Here is a 17,922-nt window from a genome sequence, read left to right as displayed (position 1 = left end):
CATGACGGGACAGCCGCGGGCAGGTCCGGAGACCGTGCCGCACGCGGGCTGGGGGAGAGCGACGGGAAGCGGGCAAGAGGAAAGGGCGCCCGCCGGGGGAATCGCGGGCGCCCTGCTTTCGGAAGGCCGTCCTCGGCCCTGCGCGGTCCGGACTACCAGGAGGCCGCGGTGTTGGGGTCCGACTGCCAGTACGTCACCTGCGCGCTGTCGTCGAGGTACGCCGAGCCGCCCGGCAGCGCGACGTTCGCCGACCCGCCGACGCTCCCCCCGCCGTCAGGCCCGGCGAGGCTGACGGAGAGCGAGGTCGCCTTGCGGCCGCCCTGGGCTCCGTCGGCCTGGGACAGCAGCACACCGGCGTAGCCCGACTCCCCCGGTGCCAGGGTGACCACGGCCTGCGGCTTGCTGTCCGGAAGGACGGCCACCGGGGCTTGGGCCTCGTCGAACTGGAGGAAGGGGTAGGCGTGGAGGTCGCAGGTGGCGCCGGAGGTGTTGGTGGCCTGCAGCAGCAGGTGGTTGATCGGGCGGGTCAGCGGTTGCGCCACGATGCGGACCTTGGAGGGGTCACAGGTGGTGCGCCGGGTGCTCGACCCCCGGCCGCCACCGGTGGTGGCCTGTCCTCCGGAACCGGCCGTTGGACCGTGCTTCCCGCCGGCGGTCGTGCTGTCCGCGACGGTGCCGTCGCCCGTGCCGTTCTTCCCCGCCGCACCGCCGTTGCCCTTGGCGCCGCCGTTGCCCTTCCCCGCCGGAGTGGGGGTGCCCGGCGGAGTGTGCAGGCCGTTGGCCGCCGGGTCCTTGGCGTCCTGGGGCGCGGGGTCGAACGGCTTGGCGTCGCTGGTCTTGAGCGGGTTGTCCTGGCCGCCGCAGGCGGTGAGGGTCAGCGCGGCCACCGCGGTCAGCCCGGCCGCGGCGATCCGCAGCGTACGGCGCCGGGTCGAACGGGGCGTACGGGCCGTGGTGGCGGCATCGGTGCGTGGCATGTCCGGTCTCCCCCCGGGCGGCGGGGCGCGGCGAGGCGCTCCGCTATCTGGCCCGGCGTGGTCGGCCGGCCCTGGTCCTGCGGTCTGTCCACAAGACTGCCGACCGCCGCTGCCGTACCGCTAACGCCTGCCTAACGCCCTTCTCCCCCGTCGCGGCCGCGGCTCAGCCGGCCCCGCCCCCCGGGCGTCCGCCCGACCCGTCGGGCTCCGTTCCCGCGCCGCCGTCCGGTCGCCGGCCGCCCTCCGCACCCCCGTCCCGGGCGAACAGCTGCGTCAGGGCGCTGATCGTGTAGACGTCGGTGGCCTCTTCGTCCACCAGGTGCATCTCCGCGAGCCGTTCGAGTCCGTCCTGCGTGCGCTCCTGGTCGGACCCGGCGAGGGCCGCCGCGGCGGAGGCGTTGAGATGCCCGTCGGGGCTGTTGGCCAAGGCCCGCAGCAGCCGGGCGTCGTCCGCGGACAACCGGGCGACCGAGACGCGCAGCGCCGCCGCTATTCCGGTGTCCTCCGCCGACAGCAGCGCCAGCCGACGCCGTTCGTCGCGCAGCGCGGAGGCCAGCCGGGCCAGCCGCCAGCGCGGCCGGGCGGTCAGCTGTGCCGCCGCGGCACGGAGCGCCAGGGGCAACCCGTCGCACAGGTCCACCAGTTCGCGGGCGGCCGCCGGGTCTTCCGCGACCCGGTCCGACCCCAGCATGGCGCCGAGCAGCGCAGCGCCCTCCTCGTGGCCGAGGGCCTGGAGGCCCACCGGCCGGGCGCAGTCCGTGGCGACCAGGCCGTCGAGCCGGCTGCGGCTGGTGACGACCGTGACGCAGTGCGGACCACCGGGCAGCAGCGGCCGCACCTGCGCCGAACTCCGCGCATTGTCCAGGACGACCAGCACCCGGCGCTCGGCGACCAGCGAGCGGAACAGCGCCGAGGCGGCCTGTGCGGAACTCGGCACCCGTTCCGGCGGGGTGCCGAGCGCCTGGAGGAAGTCCCGCAGGACCTCGGCCGGGGCCGTCTCGTCGCCCTCGCCGAAGCCCCGCAGATCGGCGAAGAGCTGGCCGTCGGGGAAGGAACCGGCGTGCAGGTGCGCCCACTGCACGGCGCACGCCGTCTTGCCGACCCCGGCCGGGCCGGCGACCACGGCGAGTGGACTCTCCCCGGTCGTACGGTCCGTCAACACGTCCGTCAGGGCGTGCAGTTCGGCCTGTCGTCCCAGGAAGCGGGCAGGCGGCCGGGGAAGCAGGCGCGGCGCGCCGCCGGACCCGCTCCGGCCGGTCTGCGCCGGACTGCCGGCCCCGCCCGTGCCCCCGCCACGGGGAGCCGGTGCGTCACCGTCGTGTTTCACGTGAAACACGCGCTCCTCGGCCGGAGCGCCCGTGGCGCCGCGCGTCGGCTCGGCGGTCTTCCGGGCGTCGTCCGCGGTCTCCGCTCGCAGGATCTCCTCGTACGCCGACCGCAGCCGCTCGCCGGGATCGACGCCCAGTTCCTCGCTGAGCAGCCGTCGGGTGCGGTGGAACCACTCCAGCGCGTCGGACTGCCGTCCGGTCCGGAACAGCGCCCGCATCAGCGCGGCGATCAACCCCTCCCGCAGAGGGTGGTTGACGGCCGCGGAGTACAGGACGGCCGCTGCCTGTTCGTTCTCGCCGAGCGCGCCGTACGCCCGGGCCAGTGCCTCGACGGCCGACAGCCTGCGCTCTTCGAGGGCGTGCGCGGCGGCGGCGAACGGCGGGCTGGTGACCGTGCCGGTGAGCGCCGGCCCGCGCCACAGCCCCAGTGCCTCGCGCAGCAGCGGGATCGCATCGGCCGGCGCCGCCTCGGGGCGGGCCAGCGCGACGAGTTCACCGAACCGGTGGGCGTCGATCAGTTCTTCCGGCAGCCGGAGCAGGTAGGCCGAGCCGTGGGTGGCCAGCTCGATGCCGAACGCCTCGGCACCGCCCGCCGCCAGCGTGGCGCGCAGCCGTGAGACGTGCCCCTGGACGACCGTCCGGGCGTGCTCGGGTGGTTCGTCCTCCCACAGGGAGTCGATCAACTGCTCCAGTGGAACGGTGGTGTTGGGCTGCAGAAGCAGCAGCGCCAGCACACTGCGCCGTTTGGCGGGCCCGAGCGACAGCTCCTCGGAGCCGCTCAGCACGGAGATCGGGCCGAGCAGTGAGAATTCCAACTCAGCTCTCCAGGAAAGCCGCGAGGGCGTTCGCCAGCAGGTACGGGTCCTGGGCGCCGCACAGCTCGCGGGCCGAATGCATGGACAGGATCGCGACGCCGATGTCGACGGTCTGGATGCCGTGTCGGGCCGCGGTGATCGGCCCGATCGTGGTGCCGCAGGGCATCGCGTTGTGCGAGACGAAGGACTGCCAGGGCACTCCTGCCCGCTCGCAGGCGGCGGCGAACACCGCACGGCCGCTGCCGTCGGTCGCGTACCGCTGGTTGACGTTCACCTTCAGGATCGGTCCGCCGTTGGGCATCGGGTGGTGCCCCGGCTCGTGCCGGTCGCTGTAGTTGGGGTGGACCGCGTGCCCGGTGTCCGACGACAGGCAGATGGTGCCGGCGAAGGCCCGCGCGCGGTCCTCGTAGCTGCCGCCGCGGGCGAAGACCGAACGCTCCAGCACCGTGCCGAGCAGCGGGCCGTCCGCGCCGGTGTCCGACTGGCTGCCGTTCTCCTCGTGGTCGAAGGCGGCCAGCACCGGGATGCTGGTCAGCCGGTCCCCGGAGGCGGCCGCCGCGGTCAGTGCGGCCGTACCGGCGTGCACGGACAGCAGGTTGTCCATCCGCGGACCGGCGACGAGTTCGCGGTCGCGCCCGAGGTAGGCGGGCGGTTCCACGCTGTGGACCATCAGGTCCCAGCCCCTGATGTCCTCTGCCGGGACCCCGATCTCCTCGGCCACGAACGCGATCAGGTCGCCCTCGGCGACCTCGCCCAGGCCCCAGATCGGTGTCATGTGGCGTTGCTTGTCGAGCTTGAGCCCCTCGACGTTCACCGATCTGTCCAGGTGGACGGCGAGTTGCGGCACGCGCAGCAGCGGCCGGTCCACGGTGACCAGCCGGTTGCTGCCGTCCCGCAGCGTCACCCGGCCGCTGAGCCCCAGATCGCGGTCGAGCCAGGTGTTGAGCAGCGTGCCGCCGTAGATCTCCACGGCGATCTGCCGCCAGCCGCGGGAGCCGGTGTCCGGGATCGGTTTGACGCGGAGGTTGGGGGAGTCGGTGTGCGCCCCGACGATGCGGTACGGGGTCGCGGCGTCGGCCCCCTCGGGCACGTACCAGGCGATGATCGCGCCGCCGCGCAGCACGTACGCGCCCCCGCTCCGGCCGTCCCACGCGTCGGTCTCCGCCACCTGACGGAAGCCTGCCTTCTCCAGCCGCTCCGCCGCGTTCGCCACCGCGTGGTAGGGCGACGGGCTGGCGGCGAGGAAGGACATGAGGTCGTCGGTGTGGCCGCGGTCGAAGCGGACGGAGTTGGTCATGGATTCAGCATAAGGAGCCAACTCCGCACTTCCGTGTGCCCGAGGGGTGCGACTCCATTGCCTTCCGGCCACGATTTCCCCCTCGCAGGGCGGAGGTGCCGGCGGAATGAGCGGTTTCCGGTCCACTTGCGGGGCAACGAGGCCCACGGGCAACGGTGGGCGCCCTCCGCCCACACGACAGTGGTGCCCGCCTCCCGGGGGGAAGAGAGGCGGGCACCACCAGTGTGATCAGTGATTCTGAGAGGTTTGTGAGAACCGGGTGACGGTCCGGGAACAGGCCCCGGACCGCCCGGACTCAACGGTCCCTCAGAACGCCGCCTCGTCCAGCTCCATCAGGGACTGGTCGATGGACTCCGCCAGCGTGCGCTGGAGCGTGACGCCCGGCAGGACGTTGTGCGCGAAGAACTTCGCGGCGGCGATCTTGCCGGTGTAGAACGCCTTGTCCTTCGACGACGCGCCGGCCAGCTTCTCGGCGGCCACCGCGGCGCCCTTCAGGAGCAGGTAGCCGATGACGACGTCACCGGAGGCCATCAGCAGGCGGGTGGTGTTGAGCCCGACCTTGTAGATGGACTTGACGTCCTGCTCCGTGGCGGCGAGGTCGGTCAGCATGACGCCGACGATCGCCTCCAGCGCCTCGGCGGCCTTGGCCAGCTCGCCGCGGGCCTGCTCCAGCTCGGCGCCGCCCTCGGCGTCGGCCAGGAACGCCTTGATGGTCCCGGCCAGCTGGGTCAGCGCCGCGCCCTGGTTGCGGACGATCTTCCGGAAGAAGAAGTCCTGACCCTGGATGGCGGTGGTGCCCTCGTAGAGGGTGTCGATCTTGGAGTCCCGGATGTACTGCTCGATCGGGTACTCCTGGAGGTACCCGGAGCCACCGAAGGTCTGCAGCGACTGGGCCAGCTGCTCGTAGGACCTCTCGGAGCCGTAGCCCTTGACGATCGGCAGCAGCAGGTCGTTCAGCGCGTTGGCGGCGGAGACGTCCTCGCCCGCGGCCTCCTTGACCATGATCTCGTCCTGGACGGTGGCGGTGTACAGCACCAGGGCGCGCATGCCCTCGGCGTACGCCTTCTGCGTCATCAGGGAACGGCGCACGTCGGGGTGGTGGGTGATCGTGACGCGCGGGGCGGCCTTGTCGGTGAACGCCGCCAGGTCGGGGCCCTGCACGCGCTCCTTGGCGTACTCCAGGGCGTTGAGGTAGCCGGTGGAGAGGGTGGCTATCGCCTTGGTGCCGACCATCATGCGCGCGAATTCGATGATCCGGAACATCTGGCGGATGCCGTCGTGCTTCTCGCCGATGAGCCAGCCCTTGGCGGGGTGGCGGTCGCCGAAGGTCATCTCGCAGGTGTTGGAGGCCTTCAGGCCCATCTTGTGCTCGACGTTGGTGGCGTAGGCGCCGTTGCGCTCGCCCAGCTCGCCGGTCTCGAAGTCGAACTCGTACTTCGGCACGAGGAAGAGGGAGAGGCCCTTGGTGCCGGGGCCGTGGCCCTCGGGGCGGGCGAGGACGTAGTGGAGGATGTTCTCCGCCATGTCGTGCTCACCGGAGGTGATGAAGCGCTTCACGCCCTCGATGTGCCAGGAGCCGTCCTCCTGCTGGACCGCCTTGGTGCGGCCGGCGCCGACGTCCGAGCCCGCGTCGGGCTCGGTCAGCACCATGGTGGAGCCCCAGCCCTTCTCCACGGCGACCTTGGCGATGTGCTTCTGCTGCTCGGTGCCCTCCTCGAAGAGCACGCCAGCGAAGGCCGGGCCGGAGGCGTACATCCACACGGCCGGGTTCGAGCCCAGGATGGTCTCGGCGAAGGCCCACAGGAGCGAGCGCGGCGAGGTGGTGCCGCCGATCTCCTCCGGGATGCCCAGGCGCCACCACTCGGCGTCCATGTACGCCTGGTAGCTCTTCTTGAAGGTGTCCGGCACCGGTGCGGTGTTGGTGTCCGGGTCGAAGACCGGCGGGTTCCGGTCGGCGTCGGCGTACGAGTCCGCCAGTTCGTTCTCCGACAGACGGGCGATCTCGGACAGCACGCTCTTGGCGGTGTCGACGTCCATCTCCGCGAACGGTCCGGTGCCGTACACGCTGTCGCGGCCGAACACCTCGAAGAGGTTGAACTCGATGTCGCGGAGATTCGACTTGTAGTGCCCCATGGGTACGGCTCCGTAAGGGTTCGGGAGGGCCTCTGTACGAGGAAGACCTCGACGCGAGGAAGGGACCTCGATACGCAATACCAGCAAGTAGCTACCGATGATGCTACCCATCAGTAATAAGAAGCAACCCCTAACGGCCGATCTGTGACGAGCGTCCCCCGCGCGACCCTCGAATCAGTACGCTGTGGCGCATGTACGGCTACGACCAGAACGCGGGTGCCGGGCAGCAGTACGGAGCGCCGCCCCCGCCGCAGCAACCGGCCCCCGGGGGCTACGGCGAGCAGCCGCTGTATCCCGAGCCGTCCCCGCCCTCCCTCGCCGACGCGGTGCGCGCCTTCACCACCGGGTCGATGTCGGCCGAGGACTTCCAGGGCATCTTCTCGACGTCCAAGATCTACTGTCCGCGCGGTGACAACCCCGGTTTCCTGGCGCTGCACAACACCCAGCAGCCGGTCATCCCGATGTTCACCTCGCTGAAGGAGCTGCGCCGCTACGCCGGCAAGGAGTCCAAGTACTTCGTGATCACCGGCGCCGAAGTGCTCGACCTGCTGCCGACCGGCTACGGATTCGTCCTCGACATGGAGGGCGACCACCGGATGGTCTTCGACGCGAAGGCCGTGGAGCAGATGGTCGACTTCGCCATGCGCCGGATGTATGGCTAGCCGGCGTCGCCCCCTGGACGTCTGAGGCCGCCCCTCGGGGCGGCCTTCTTTTGTCCCGCCGCACCGTGCTGGCCTGCTGAAACGCCCTGACGGGAGAAGCGGGAATGACGCACACCTTGCGGGTTGTTCAGCTTTCAACTAACTTGATTGAAGCGCGAACGACCGAGGAGGCCGTCATGCCCGCAGTGACCGTAGAGAATCCGCTGACCCTGCCGAAGGTGGCCGCACCCGCCGGGGCGCGCACCCGACCCGTGCTGAACGTCACCACCGCCCCGAGCGGTTTCGAGGGCGAGGGCTTCCCGGTGCGCCGCGCCTTCGCCGGGATCGCCTACAAGTACCTCGACCCGTTCATCATGATGGACCAGATGGGCGAGGTGGAGTACGCACCCGGAGAGCCCAAGGGCACCCCGTGGCACCCGCACCGCGGCTTCGAGACCGTGACCTACCTGCTCGACGGCACGTTCGTGCACCGCGACTCGCACGGCGGCGGCGGAGTCATCAACGACGGCGACACCCAGTGGATGACTGCCGGCTCCGGCCTGCTGCACATCGAGGCGCCGCCGGAGTCGCTGGTCATGTCGGGCGGCCTCTTCCACGGCCTCCAGCTGTGGGTGAACCTCCCGAAGAGCGACAAGATGATGGCGCCGCGCTACCAGGACATCGGCGGCGGCCAGGTCAAGCTGCTGACCTCCGCCGACGGCGGTGCGCTGCTGCGGCTGATCGCCGGTGACATCGACGGCCACCAGGGGCCGGGCATCACCCACACCCCGATCACGATGATGCACCTGACGGTGAACCCGGGTGCGCAGGTGACCCTGCCCTGGCGCACGGACTTCAACGGTCTCGCCTACGCCCTGGCCGGCAGCGGCACGGCCGGCGCGGAGGGCCGTCCGTTCCACATGGGTCAATCGGTGGTCTTCGGAGAGGGCGACGCACTCACGGTCCGGGCCGACGAGAGCCAGGAGTCGCGCAGCCCCAACTTCGAGGTGGTGCTGCTGGGTGGGCTGCCGATCCGCGAGCCGATGATGCACTACGGGCCGTTCGTCATGAACACCCACGCCGAACTGGCCCAGGCCTTCGAGGACTTCCAGGCCGGCCGGCTGGGGACGATACCCGCTGACGCGCGCTGAGCGGCCGCCGAAGGTGGGACCGCGGGGGCGGTGTTTCACGTGAAACACCGCCCCCGCACTCATGTTTCACGTGAAACGCCGCGCTGCCGACCCGTCGTCCAGACGTGAGGTGGCCCCTCCAATGCCCGCCAACCGCCGCCCCGGCGTGGTGGACTGTCCGGGTGCGAAACGACTCGGATCAAGACCGGAGTGGTGGCGAGCACGGCCGGCCGCCGCACTCCCCGCCGCTGCTCCCGATCGAGGCCCGCCGGGCCGCCGCCTGGTGTGCGGCCGGGCTGCTGGTGGCGGCGGTGGTGGCCGTCGGCGTCTGGCTCTGCGTCGAGTTGAGCGCGGCGGTCACGCCCGTACTGCTGGCCCTGCTGGGCAGCGCGCTGCTCGGCCCGTTGTACCGGCGGCTGGTGGCGATGCACCTCAACCGCTCACTGGCGGCCGGGCTGACCTGTGCCGTGTTGATGATCGTGGTCGGCGGGGCCGGATACATCGTGATCAGCGCGCTGGTCGACACCGGGGACCAGATCATCGCCTCGCTCAAGGACGCGGCGAGCGACCTCACCAAGCACTTCGGCGTGGCGGGGAACTCGCTCAGCGACCTCGCCACCAACGCCAAGACGCTGGTCACCAAGTTCGGCAGCAGTGCCGCCTCCGGGCTGCTCGCGGGTGTCAGCATCGTGGGGCAGTTCATCGCCGCCGCGGTGCTGGCCCTGCTGCTGACCTTCTTCTTCCTGCGCGACTCCGACAAGGCGGTCCGCGCACTGCACGACTGGGCGCCGGGCAACTCGGCACCGCGGATGGAAGGGATGGCCCGCCGGGGCTTCCAGTCCATCGAGGGGTTCATGCGCGGCACCACCTTCATCGCGCTGATCGACGCCATCTGCATCACCGTCGGCCTGCTGATCCTGGACGTTCCCGGTGCGCTCGGCCTGGGCGCACTGGTCTTCGTGGGCGCCTACATCCCCTACCTCGGCGCGTTCATCTCCGGTGCGGTGGCGATCCTGGTGGCGTTCGCGGACCGCGGCCTGGTGATCGCGCTCTGGGCGCTCGGCGTCGTGCTCGCCGTCCAGGTGCTGGAGGGCCACGTGCTCCAGCCGATGATCCAGAGCCGCACGGTGCAGATGCACCCGGCCGTCGTCATGCTGGCGATCACCGCGGGTGCGAGCGTCGCCGGGATCCTGGGCATGCTGCTGTCGGTCCCGCTGACCGCGGCCGTCTCCGGCGTACTGCACGAACTGCGCAAGCACTACGCGGCGGGCTCGGACACGGACGCCTCGGAGCCGGACGACACCGGACCCGACGGCTCCGCCAGCGTCCCGGCGTCCTCGTAGAGCTCGAACCACGTCGACTTGCCGTCGCCGCGCGGGTCCACTCCCCACGCCCCGGCGAGCAGTTCCAGCAGCACCAGGCCGCGCCCCGAGGAGGCCAGCTCACCGGGGCGGCGGCGGTGCGGCAGCTCGTCGCTGCCGTCCGCGACGTCCACCCGCAGGCGCCGGGTGCCGCGCTCGCCGGAGACCTCGGCCACCAGCAACGCGTCCCCGTCGGTGTGCGTCAGCACGTTGGTGACGATCTCGGAGACCAGCAGTACCGCGGAGTCGACCTGGTCCGGGTCGCGCCAGTCGTGCAGCACGTCGCGCATCTGGCGGCGCGCCGCGGCGATCCGCTCCGGTTCTGCTTGGGCGACCGAGAACACCGTGCGCCGCCCGGGCCGCTGGGCGAGCCGGTCCCCGGCGTCCAGGCCGCAGCTGGCGCCCTCGCGGGAGAGCAGCAGCAGGGCGATGTCGTCCTCGCGGCGGTCCACCAACGGGCCGGTGGTGTGGTGCGACGACGGGCCGTGCACCGCCTGGACCAGGCCGTCGGCCAGCCGCTCCAGGCCCTCCGCGACCCCCTCGTCGGTGCCGGCGCGGTGCGCCTCGAAGACGTCGCGCAGCCGCCCCCAGCCGGTTTCCAGGTCGTGTCCGCCGGTCTCGATCAGTCCGTCGGTGCAGACCAGCATGGTCTCGCCGGGCTCCAGCACGATCCGGGTGGTGGGGTAGTCGCCTTCGGGGTCGATGCCCAGCGGCAGCCCGCCGGACGTGGGCCGCAGCATCACCGTGCCGTCGGCCATCCGGATCGCCGGATCGGGGTGGCCGGCCCGGGCCACGTCCAGCAATCCGGTGGCCGGGTCCACCTCGACGTACAGACAGGTCGCGAACCGCTGGTCCTCGCCGTGCCCGCGGAACTCGGTCTCGTTGATCCCGGCGAGGAAGCGGGAGGCGCGCGAGAGCACCGCGTCCGGGTGGTGGCCCTCGGAGGCGTAGGCGCGCAGCGCGATCCGCAGCTGCCCCATCAGCCCGGCGGCCCGTACGTCGTGTCCCTGGACGTCCCCGATGACCAGCGCGATCCGCCCGGACGGCAGCGGGATCATGTCGTACCAGTCGCCGCCGACCTCCAGGCCCCCGCCGGTCGGTACGTAACGGGCCGCGACCGCCATCCCCGGGATGTCCGGCTGCACCGTGGGCATCATGCTGCGCTGCAACCCCACGGCCAGCTCGTGCTGCGACTCCTGCACGCCGGCCCTGGCCAGCGCCTGCGCGAGCATCCGGGCGACGGTGGTCAGCACCGAGCGCTCGTCCGGGGTGAAGGCGACCGGCTGCGCGAACCCGGCCTTCCAGGCGCCGATCGTCCGGCCCGCGTTGACCAGCGGCAGGTACGCCCAGGACCGGTGGTCGAAATGGGCGGCCAGCGGCCAGGTGGTGGGGTAGCGGCGCTGGTAGTCCTCCGGGGTGGGGAGGTAGATGGCCCGGCCGGTCCGCACGACCTCGGCGGCCGGGTAGTCGGTCTCCAACATCATCTCGGAGAAGGGCAGCTCGTCGTCGGGGAGCTGCCCGTGGTGGCCGATCACCGACAGCCGGTCGCCCTGGATGCCGAAGACCGCCAGGGCGTCCGGCACGAACCCGGGCATGGAGAGCCCGGCCGCGACCCGCAGCACCTCGGCGGTGGACCGCGCCTCGGCCAGGGCCCGGCCCGCGTCCAGCAGGAACGCCTCGCGCGAGCGGCGCCAGTCGCCGGTCACCGGGGTCCGCGCGGCCGAGGTGCCGGGCTGCGGTTCGGGCACCTCCTGGAGGGTGCCGACCAGTTCGAAGTCGCCGTCGACGATCTGGGGCCGGGAGCGGGAGCGGACGGTGCGCAGCACCTCCCCGCGCTCGTCCACGATGCGCAGCCGCGCCTCGGCGAGAGTGCCCTCGGAGACCGCCAGCTGGACGACGCCGTTGATCTCGGCGAAGTCGACGGGATGAAAACGGGAGCGCACGGCCGCCTCGGTGACGTCGACCGGCTCGGCGGGAAGGCCCAGTAGCCGGGCCGCTTCGGCATCGAGGGTCACCCGACCGGATGCGTTGTCCCACCGCCACAGGCCGGTCGCGAGGACGGCCAGGAGGTCCTTGGTGCGCATTGCATCACTTTAGGTGGATTTGACGTGGCCCGACCAGCGAGCCGGACGTGACCATCGTCGCAGCCCGGGGGCCCGGTTTCCCGGTGGGGTGACCCTGATGGGTATATGTCAACCAGGCCGCTTGGGGCGGGCGGTAACCTGGAGCGGTTATGCCACTCCTGGGGTGGTCTTTCGGGTGATCCACAAGGCGATCGATCGGGCCCGCCAGCCTGGCGCCTCCCCTTCTCGCCCGTCAGCTCCCCACCTCGACTCGCGACGACTTGGATGAGCGATGCATCGGTACCGGTCCCATAACTGCGGCGAGCTCCGAGCCGCGGACGTCGACACCGACGTCCGTCTCAGCGGCTGGCTGCACAATCGACGTGACCTGGGCGGCATCCTCTTCATCGATCTGCGTGACCACTACGGTCTCGTGCAGCTCGTCGCCCGCCCCGGCACCCCGGCCAACGAGGTCCTCGGTTCGCTGACCAAGGAGACCGTCGTCCGCATCGACGGCAAGGTCAGCGCCCGTGGCGCCGACAACGTCAACCCCGACCTGCCGACCGGTGAGGTCGAGATCGAGGTCACCGAGGTCGAGGTGCTCGGTGCCGCCGAGCAGATCCCCTTCACGATCAACGCTGAGGACGGGGTCAACGAGGAGAAGCGCCTCGAGTACCGCTTCCTCGACCTGCGTCGCGAGCGCATGCACCGCAACATCATGCTGCGCACGGCCGTGATCTCCGCGATCCGGCACAAGATGGTGGCGCTCGGCTTCAACGAGATGGCGACCCCGATCCTGTCCGCGACCTCCCCCGAGGGCGCCCGCGACTTCCTGGTCCCGTCCCGTCTGCACGCCGGCCGGTTCTACGCGCTGCCGCAGGCCCCGCAGCAGTTCAAGCAGCTGCTGATGATCGCCGGCTTCGACCGTTACTTCCAGATCGCGCCCTGCTTCCGCGACGAGGACGCCCGCGCGGACCGCTCGCCGGGCGAGTTCTACCAGCTCGACGTCGAGATGAGCTTCGTCGAGCAGGAGGACGTCTTCCAGCCGATCGAGCAGCTGATGACCGAGCTCTTCACCGAGTTCGGCAACGGCCGCACGGTCACCTCGCCCTTCCCGCGCATCCCGTTCCGCGAGGCGATGCTCAAGTACGGCTCCGACAAGCCGGACCTGCGCGCCGAGCTGGAGCTGGTGGACGTCTCCGACGTCTTCGCGGGCTCCGGCTTCAAGGCGTTCGCCGGCAAGCACGTCCGCGCGCTGGCCGTCCCGGACACCGCCGAGCAGCCGCGGAAGTTCTTCGACCAGCTGGGCGACTTCGCCGTCGCGCAGGGCGCCAAGGGCCTGGCCTGGGTCCGCGTCGGCGAGGGCAACGCGCTCAGCGGCCCGATCGCCAAGTTCCTCACCGACGACGACGTCAAGGCGCTGGTCGCGGCCCTCGACCTCAAGCCCGGTCACGCCGTCTTCTTCGGTGCCGGCGAGTTCGAAGAGGTCTCCAAGATCATGGGCGCCGTCCGCGTCGAGGCCGCCAAGCGCGCCGGCCACTTCGTCGAGGGCGAGTTCCGCTTCTGCTGGATCGTCGACTTCCCGATGTTCGAGCGCGACGCGGACACCGGCAAGGTCGAGTTCTCCCACAACCCGTTCTCCATGCCGCAGGGCGGCCTGGAGGCGCTGGAGACCAAGGACCCGCTGGACATCCTCGCCTGGCAGTACGACATCGTCTGCAACGGCACCGAGCTGTCCTCCGGCGCGATCCGGAACCACGAGCCGGAGGTCATGTACAAGGCGTTCGCGATCGCCGGTTACGACAAGGAGACCGTGGAGGCCGAGTTCAGCGGCATGCTGCGCGCCTTCAAGTTCGGCGCCCCGCCGCACGGTGGCATCGCCCCGGGCGTCGACCGGATCGTCATGCTGCTCGCCGACGAGCCGAACATCCGCGAGACGATCGCCTTCCCGCTCAACGGCAACGCCCAGGACCTCCTGATGGGCGCCCCGTCCGAGGTCGACGAGGCCCGCCTCAAGGAACTGCACCTGAGCATCCGGACCGGCCCGGCGAAGCCCACGCCGTACAAGCCGACCAAGTAGGCAGGACCGACGAGGGCCCGGGACCGCCACCGCGGTCCCGGGCCCTCGTACATGCCGAGGCGCCTTCGCGCGCGGTCCGCACGGACGACGGCGCCCCTGGACCGGAGCGGTCCAGGGGCGCCGTCGTACTTCCCGTCAGCTGTGGGCGCAGGGCCTCAGCCCTCGTCGCCGCCGAACCGCTCCCGGTACGCGGCCAGGTCATCCTCGGTGATCTTCGCGAAGAGCACCGGCGGCACGGTGAACGGCGTCCCGGCGGGCACGAACGCCAGCGCCTTCGCCTCCTCCTGCGACACCCAGGTGGCGGTGTCGCCCTCCAGCGCGAACGCACCGCGCATGGCCTTCGCCGACGCCGGGATGAACGGCTCGGAGACCACCGAGTAGAGGTGGATGAGGTTCATCGCGGTCCGCAGCGTCAGCGCCGCCGCGTCCTTGTCCGTCTTGATCTCCAGCCACGGGGCCTTCTCCTCCAGGTAGGAGTTGCCCGCGCTCCACAGCGCCCGCAGCGAGGCCGCCGCCTTGCGGAACTGGAGCGCCTCCATGTGGCCCTCGTACTCCGCGAGCAGCCCGGCGATCTCCTCGCCCAGCTTCTGCTCGGCGGCACCGGCCTCGGCACCGGCCGGCACGTCGTCGCCGAAGCGCTTCCGCGAGAACGAGAGCACGCGGTTGACGAAGTTGCCGAGGGTGTCGGCCAGGTCCTTGTTGACCGAGGAGGAGAACAGCTCCCAGGTGAAGGACGTGTCGTCCGACTCCGGGGCGTGCGCCATCAGGAAGTAGCGCCAGTAGTCGGCCGGCAGCAGCTCCAGCGCCGCGTCGGTGAAGATGCCGCGCTGCTGCGACGTGGAGAACTTCCCGCCGTAGTAGTTGAGCCAGTTGAACGCCTTGAGGAAGTCCACCCGCTTCCACGGCTCGCGGGTGCCCAGCTGCGTCGCCGGGAACATCACGCTGTGGAACGGCACGTTGTCCTTGGCCATGAACTCCGTGTAGCGGACGTCGTCGGCCTCGTACCACCACGACTTCCAGTCGCGCTCCTCCGGCGCCTGGTCCGCCCACTCCTTCGTCGAGCCGATGTACTCGATCGGGGCGTCGAACCAGACGTAGAAGACCTTGCCCTCGGCGGCCAGCTCGGGCCACACGTCGGCCGGCACCGGCACGCCCCAGTCCAGGTCACGGGTGATCGCCCGGTCCTGGAGGCCCTCGGTCAGCCACTTGTGGGCGATGGACGACGCCAGGGTCGGCCATTCCTTGCTGCCGTTGCCGGCCAGCCAACCCTCGACCTCGACCTGGAGCTTGGACTGGAGGAGGAAGAGGTGCGTGGTCTCGCGCACCTCCAGGTCGCCGCTGCCGCTGATCGCCGAGCGGGCGTCGATCAGGTCCGTCGGGTCCAGGACCCGGGTGCAGTTCTCGCACTGGTCGCCGCGCGCCTTGTCGTAGCCGCAGTGCGGGCAGGTGCCGACGATGTAGCGGTCTGGCAGGAAGCGGCCGTCGGCGTTCGAGTAGACCTGGCGGATGGCCCGCTGCTCGATGAAGCCGTTCTCGTGCAGCTTGCGCGCGAAGTGCTGGGTCAGCTCGACGTTCTCCTGCGAGGAGCTCCGGCCGAAGTGGTCGAACTCCAAGCCGAAGCCGTCGTAGATCGCCTTCTGCTTGTCGTGCTGCTCGGCGCAGAACGCGGCGACGGACTGGCCCGCGTCCTTCGCGGCCAGCTCGGCGGGCGTGCCGTGCTCGTCGGTCGCGCAGATGTAGAGGACGTCGTGCCCGTGCTGTCGCAGGTAGCGGGAGTACACATCGGCCGGGAGCATGGACCCCACCATGTTGCCCAGGTGCTTGATCCCGTTGATGTACGGAAGGGCGCTGGTGATGAGGTGTCGAGCCATTGCCGGCTGCTCCCAAGTCGCTACGGTGAGTGATGATTTGCTTTACGCAACGTCAATATCGTACTGGACGGGGTGGAGGTCCCCGCCCGAGTATTTTCGGGCCTGGAGGGGGTCGCCGGGCGGCGGCTCGCCCCGCCCGTTTCACGTGAAACGGGCCCGCTCTGTCCCGTCCATCATCACGTATCCGCCGTGCGCTCCGCCGTCTCGTTTCACGTGAAACGGTCCTCTTCCGCCGTGTTTCACGTGAAACCTCTCCCGTGTGTTGGGGGCGGGCAGTAGAGGCGGACATGGGGCCGGACGGCGGCGCGGAAAAGGAAACAGGCCGCGGCAGGACCCGGGTCGGGACCTGCCGCGGCCTGAGCGGCGCGGATGCGGGGCGTCAGCTGTCCTTGAGGACCTTGGCGGCGCGGGCCTCGGCGAGCCACTCGGGGAACTCGACCATCAGCTGCTGGTAGAACGCCTCGTGGGAGAGGCTGCGCGGGTCGCGCCCGGCGTGGAAGAAACCGGCGTTGTCGACGGCGCGCTTCTCCGGGACGGTCAGGTCGTCGAGCTTCCGCAGGAAGTCGAAGCCCTTGGCGTCCGGGTCACCGAAGCCGATGAACTGCCAGAAGATGGGCAGCCCGGCCGCTTCGCACAGGGCGCGCTCGGCGGCGGGCTTGGAGGTCGGCGCACCGTCGGTCTGGAAGATGACGAAGGCGGGGTGCTTCGAGCCCGACTTCTTGTAGTGCGCCGCGACGGCCTCGATGGCCCAGTGGTAGTTGGTCCGTCCCATGTGCCCGAGGCCGGAGTGCAGTTCCTCGATGCGGCCCGCGTAGTTGGTCAGGTCCAGGTCGGCGGAGCCGTCGACGTCGGTGGAGAAGAAGACGACCGGGACGGTGGCCTCGTCGTCGAGGTGCGCGGAGAGGCCGAGGGCCTGCTCGGCGAGGTGCTGGACCGTGCCGTCCTTGTAGTAGGTGCGCATCGAGCCGGAACGGTCGAGAACCAGGTAGACGGTGGCGCGCTGGGTGGTGAGCTGGTGCTTCTCCAGAGTGGCGCGCGCGGCCTCGTAGAGGGGGAGGAGGTCGGGGGCCACCGCGGCGGCGGGGTCGTCCGTGGCGGTGACGGGGGACGCCGGTTCGGCCTCGGTGGGCTCGGCGGGAGCGGTGCTCCGTGCGGACTCGGCGGGCTGCGTCGGCTCTGCGGTCTCCGTGGCGGCGGCCGGTGCCGGCGTGGCGGCCGCGGACTCGGCAGGGGCCGGCTCGTCGACGGCCGTGGTGGTCGCCTCGGTGGTCGTCTCCGGGGTCGCCTCCGTGTCTACTGCCGGTTCCTCGGCCGCAGTTACCTCGGCGTCCGCCTCGGCCGTGGTCTTGGGTGCCGCTTCCGCCGACTCGGCGTCGCCGGCCGGCTGTGCCGCCGCTGCGACGTCGGCCTTCTCGGCCTTCTCGGCCTTCTCGGCCGGCGCCGGCTGCTCGTCCGGCTTCGCCGCGGGGGAGCCGGCCGTCGTGGCCGGCGCGGTGGCGGGGGCGGGGCCGTCGAACGCCTGGCTGACCAGGTCGGCGGCGCTGTCGGTGTCCGCGGCAGCCGTGGCGGATGCCGCTTTCCCCTCCTCACGCGCGTTCTCGTGCGTCGCCGCGCGCTGTTCCACGACCTTCGCCGTGCCCGGGTCGGCTTCCGTGCCGGTGCCCTCGGGCCGGGCCGGCTTCGTCGCCTCGGTGGCGGCCACCGGCTCGTCCGTCACGTCGGTCGTGGCCTTCTCGGCGGTCACCTCATCGCGTGCCGGGGCCTCGTCCCGCGTCGGCTCCGCCTTCGCGGTGGGCTCCGGTGCGCGTTCGACCGGGCCGCTCTGGGCGGGCAGCGAGGCCGTGACCGGAGCGGGTGCCGGCCCGGAGGTCGCGCCGGGTGCCGTACGGGCGGCGGGGACCTCGACCTCGGGGGGCGCGGTGGTCGGGGTGGCCGGAGCGGGGGCGGATTCCTCGCGGGCCTCCGGGATCGTTGCCGACTCGGGCTGGTCGACGTTGTTCCGGGCCGCGCCGGATCCGTCGCGGGTCGCCTTGGAACGACCGAAAGCGTTGCGTAGCAGACTCCGAATGCCCATCGGCTGACCTCTCTTGCGTGTGGTGGGTGCGGCGAATGTCCGTGAAGCGCGGACATGTCCCTGACCAGGACGGATACGTAAGGGTAGCGGTCTGCACCGACTTGATCGCGGGAACCCGCGGCTCGGTTGCTGGGCCATACGGGGGTGTTGGG

General features: G+C 71.1%; 11 protein-coding genes. 4 read left to right on the top strand and 7 right to left on the bottom strand.

Translation table 11 applies throughout. From position 1 onward, the window contains the following. Positions 1-152: 152 nt before the first annotated feature. From ABD385_RS10170 to ABD385_RS10155, 4 genes are all read right to left on the bottom strand, one after another. On the bottom strand, positions 153-977 hold the full coding sequence (locus ABD385_RS10170) for a DUF4232 domain-containing protein (protein WP_344574768.1): 825 nt from the start codon (positions 975-977) through the stop codon (positions 153-155). A gap of 163 nt (positions 978-1,140) precedes the next feature. Then, positions 1,141-3,120 carry an AfsR/SARP family transcriptional regulator gene (locus tag ABD385_RS10165; RefSeq protein WP_344574767.1) on the bottom strand — a complete coding sequence of 660 codons (1,980 nt, stop codon included), beginning with the start codon at positions 3,118-3,120 and terminating at the stop codon, positions 1,141-1,143. 1 nt (position 3,121) lies between these two features. Further along, the gene (locus ABD385_RS10160; RefSeq protein WP_344574766.1) at positions 3,122-4,417 is read right to left on the bottom strand and encodes a M18 family aminopeptidase; all 1,296 of its coding nucleotides are present in this window, start codon (positions 4,415-4,417) and stop codon (positions 3,122-3,124) included. Between the two features lie 306 nt (positions 4,418-4,723). After that, positions 4,724-6,550 carry an acyl-CoA dehydrogenase gene (locus tag ABD385_RS10155; RefSeq protein WP_344574765.1) on the bottom strand — a complete coding sequence of 609 codons (1,827 nt, stop codon included), beginning with the start codon at positions 6,548-6,550 and terminating at the stop codon, positions 4,724-4,726. A 191-nt stretch (positions 6,551-6,741) separates the two neighbouring features. On the opposite strand from ABD385_RS10155, the gene ABD385_RS10150 reads away from it, so the two are divergent. From ABD385_RS10150 to ABD385_RS10140, 3 genes are all read left to right on the top strand, one after another. Continuing rightward, on the top strand, positions 6,742-7,212 hold the full coding sequence (locus tag ABD385_RS10150; RefSeq protein WP_274914726.1) for an SseB family protein: 471 nt from the start codon (positions 6,742-6,744) through the stop codon (positions 7,210-7,212). Between the two features lie 176 nt (positions 7,213-7,388). Next, positions 7,389-8,342, top strand: a complete 954-nt coding sequence (locus ABD385_RS10145) for a pirin family protein (RefSeq protein ID WP_344574764.1) — start codon at positions 7,389-7,391, stop codon at positions 8,340-8,342. 161 nt (positions 8,343-8,503) lie between these two features. Beyond that, a complete protein-coding gene (locus tag ABD385_RS10140) occupies positions 8,504-9,664 on the top strand; it encodes an AI-2E family transporter (RefSeq protein WP_344574763.1) in 1,161 nt (386 codons plus the stop codon). Here the strand turns inward: ABD385_RS10140 and ABD385_RS10135 are convergent. Beyond that, positions 9,580-11,766 carry an ATP-binding SpoIIE family protein phosphatase gene (locus ABD385_RS10135; protein WP_344574762.1) on the bottom strand — a complete coding sequence of 729 codons (2,187 nt, stop codon included), beginning with the start codon at positions 11,764-11,766 and terminating at the stop codon, positions 9,580-9,582. The genes ABD385_RS10140 and ABD385_RS10135 overlap by 85 nt on opposite strands. A gap of 271 nt (positions 11,767-12,037) precedes the next feature. Between ABD385_RS10135 and aspS the strand changes: the two genes are divergently transcribed. Beyond that, entirely contained in the window at positions 12,038-13,825 is a 1,788-nt protein-coding gene (aspS, locus tag ABD385_RS10130; RefSeq protein WP_344574760.1) for an aspartate--tRNA ligase, read from the top strand. 155 nt (positions 13,826-13,980) lie between these two features. Here the strand turns inward: aspS and metG are convergent, their stop codons facing one another. Next, the gene (gene metG, locus ABD385_RS10125; protein WP_344574759.1) at positions 13,981-15,696 is read right to left on the bottom strand and encodes a methionine--tRNA ligase; all 1,716 of its coding nucleotides are present in this window, start codon (positions 15,694-15,696) and stop codon (positions 13,981-13,983) included. Positions 15,697-16,075: 379 nt separating this feature from the next. Beyond that, complete coding sequence (locus ABD385_RS10120; protein ID WP_344574758.1) at positions 16,076-17,770, bottom strand: vWA domain-containing protein; 1,695 nt, start codon at positions 17,768-17,770, stop codon at positions 16,076-16,078. Positions 17,771-17,922: the final 152 nt, after the last annotated feature.

The sequence above is a fragment of the Streptomyces lunalinharesii genome (assembly GCF_039532155.1).
Taxonomy (GTDB): domain Bacteria; phylum Actinomycetota; class Actinomycetes; order Streptomycetales; family Streptomycetaceae; genus Streptomyces; species Streptomyces lunalinharesii.
The sequence above is the reverse complement of the archived record's forward strand: the minus strand, read 5'-3'. Positions and strand labels throughout refer to the sequence as shown.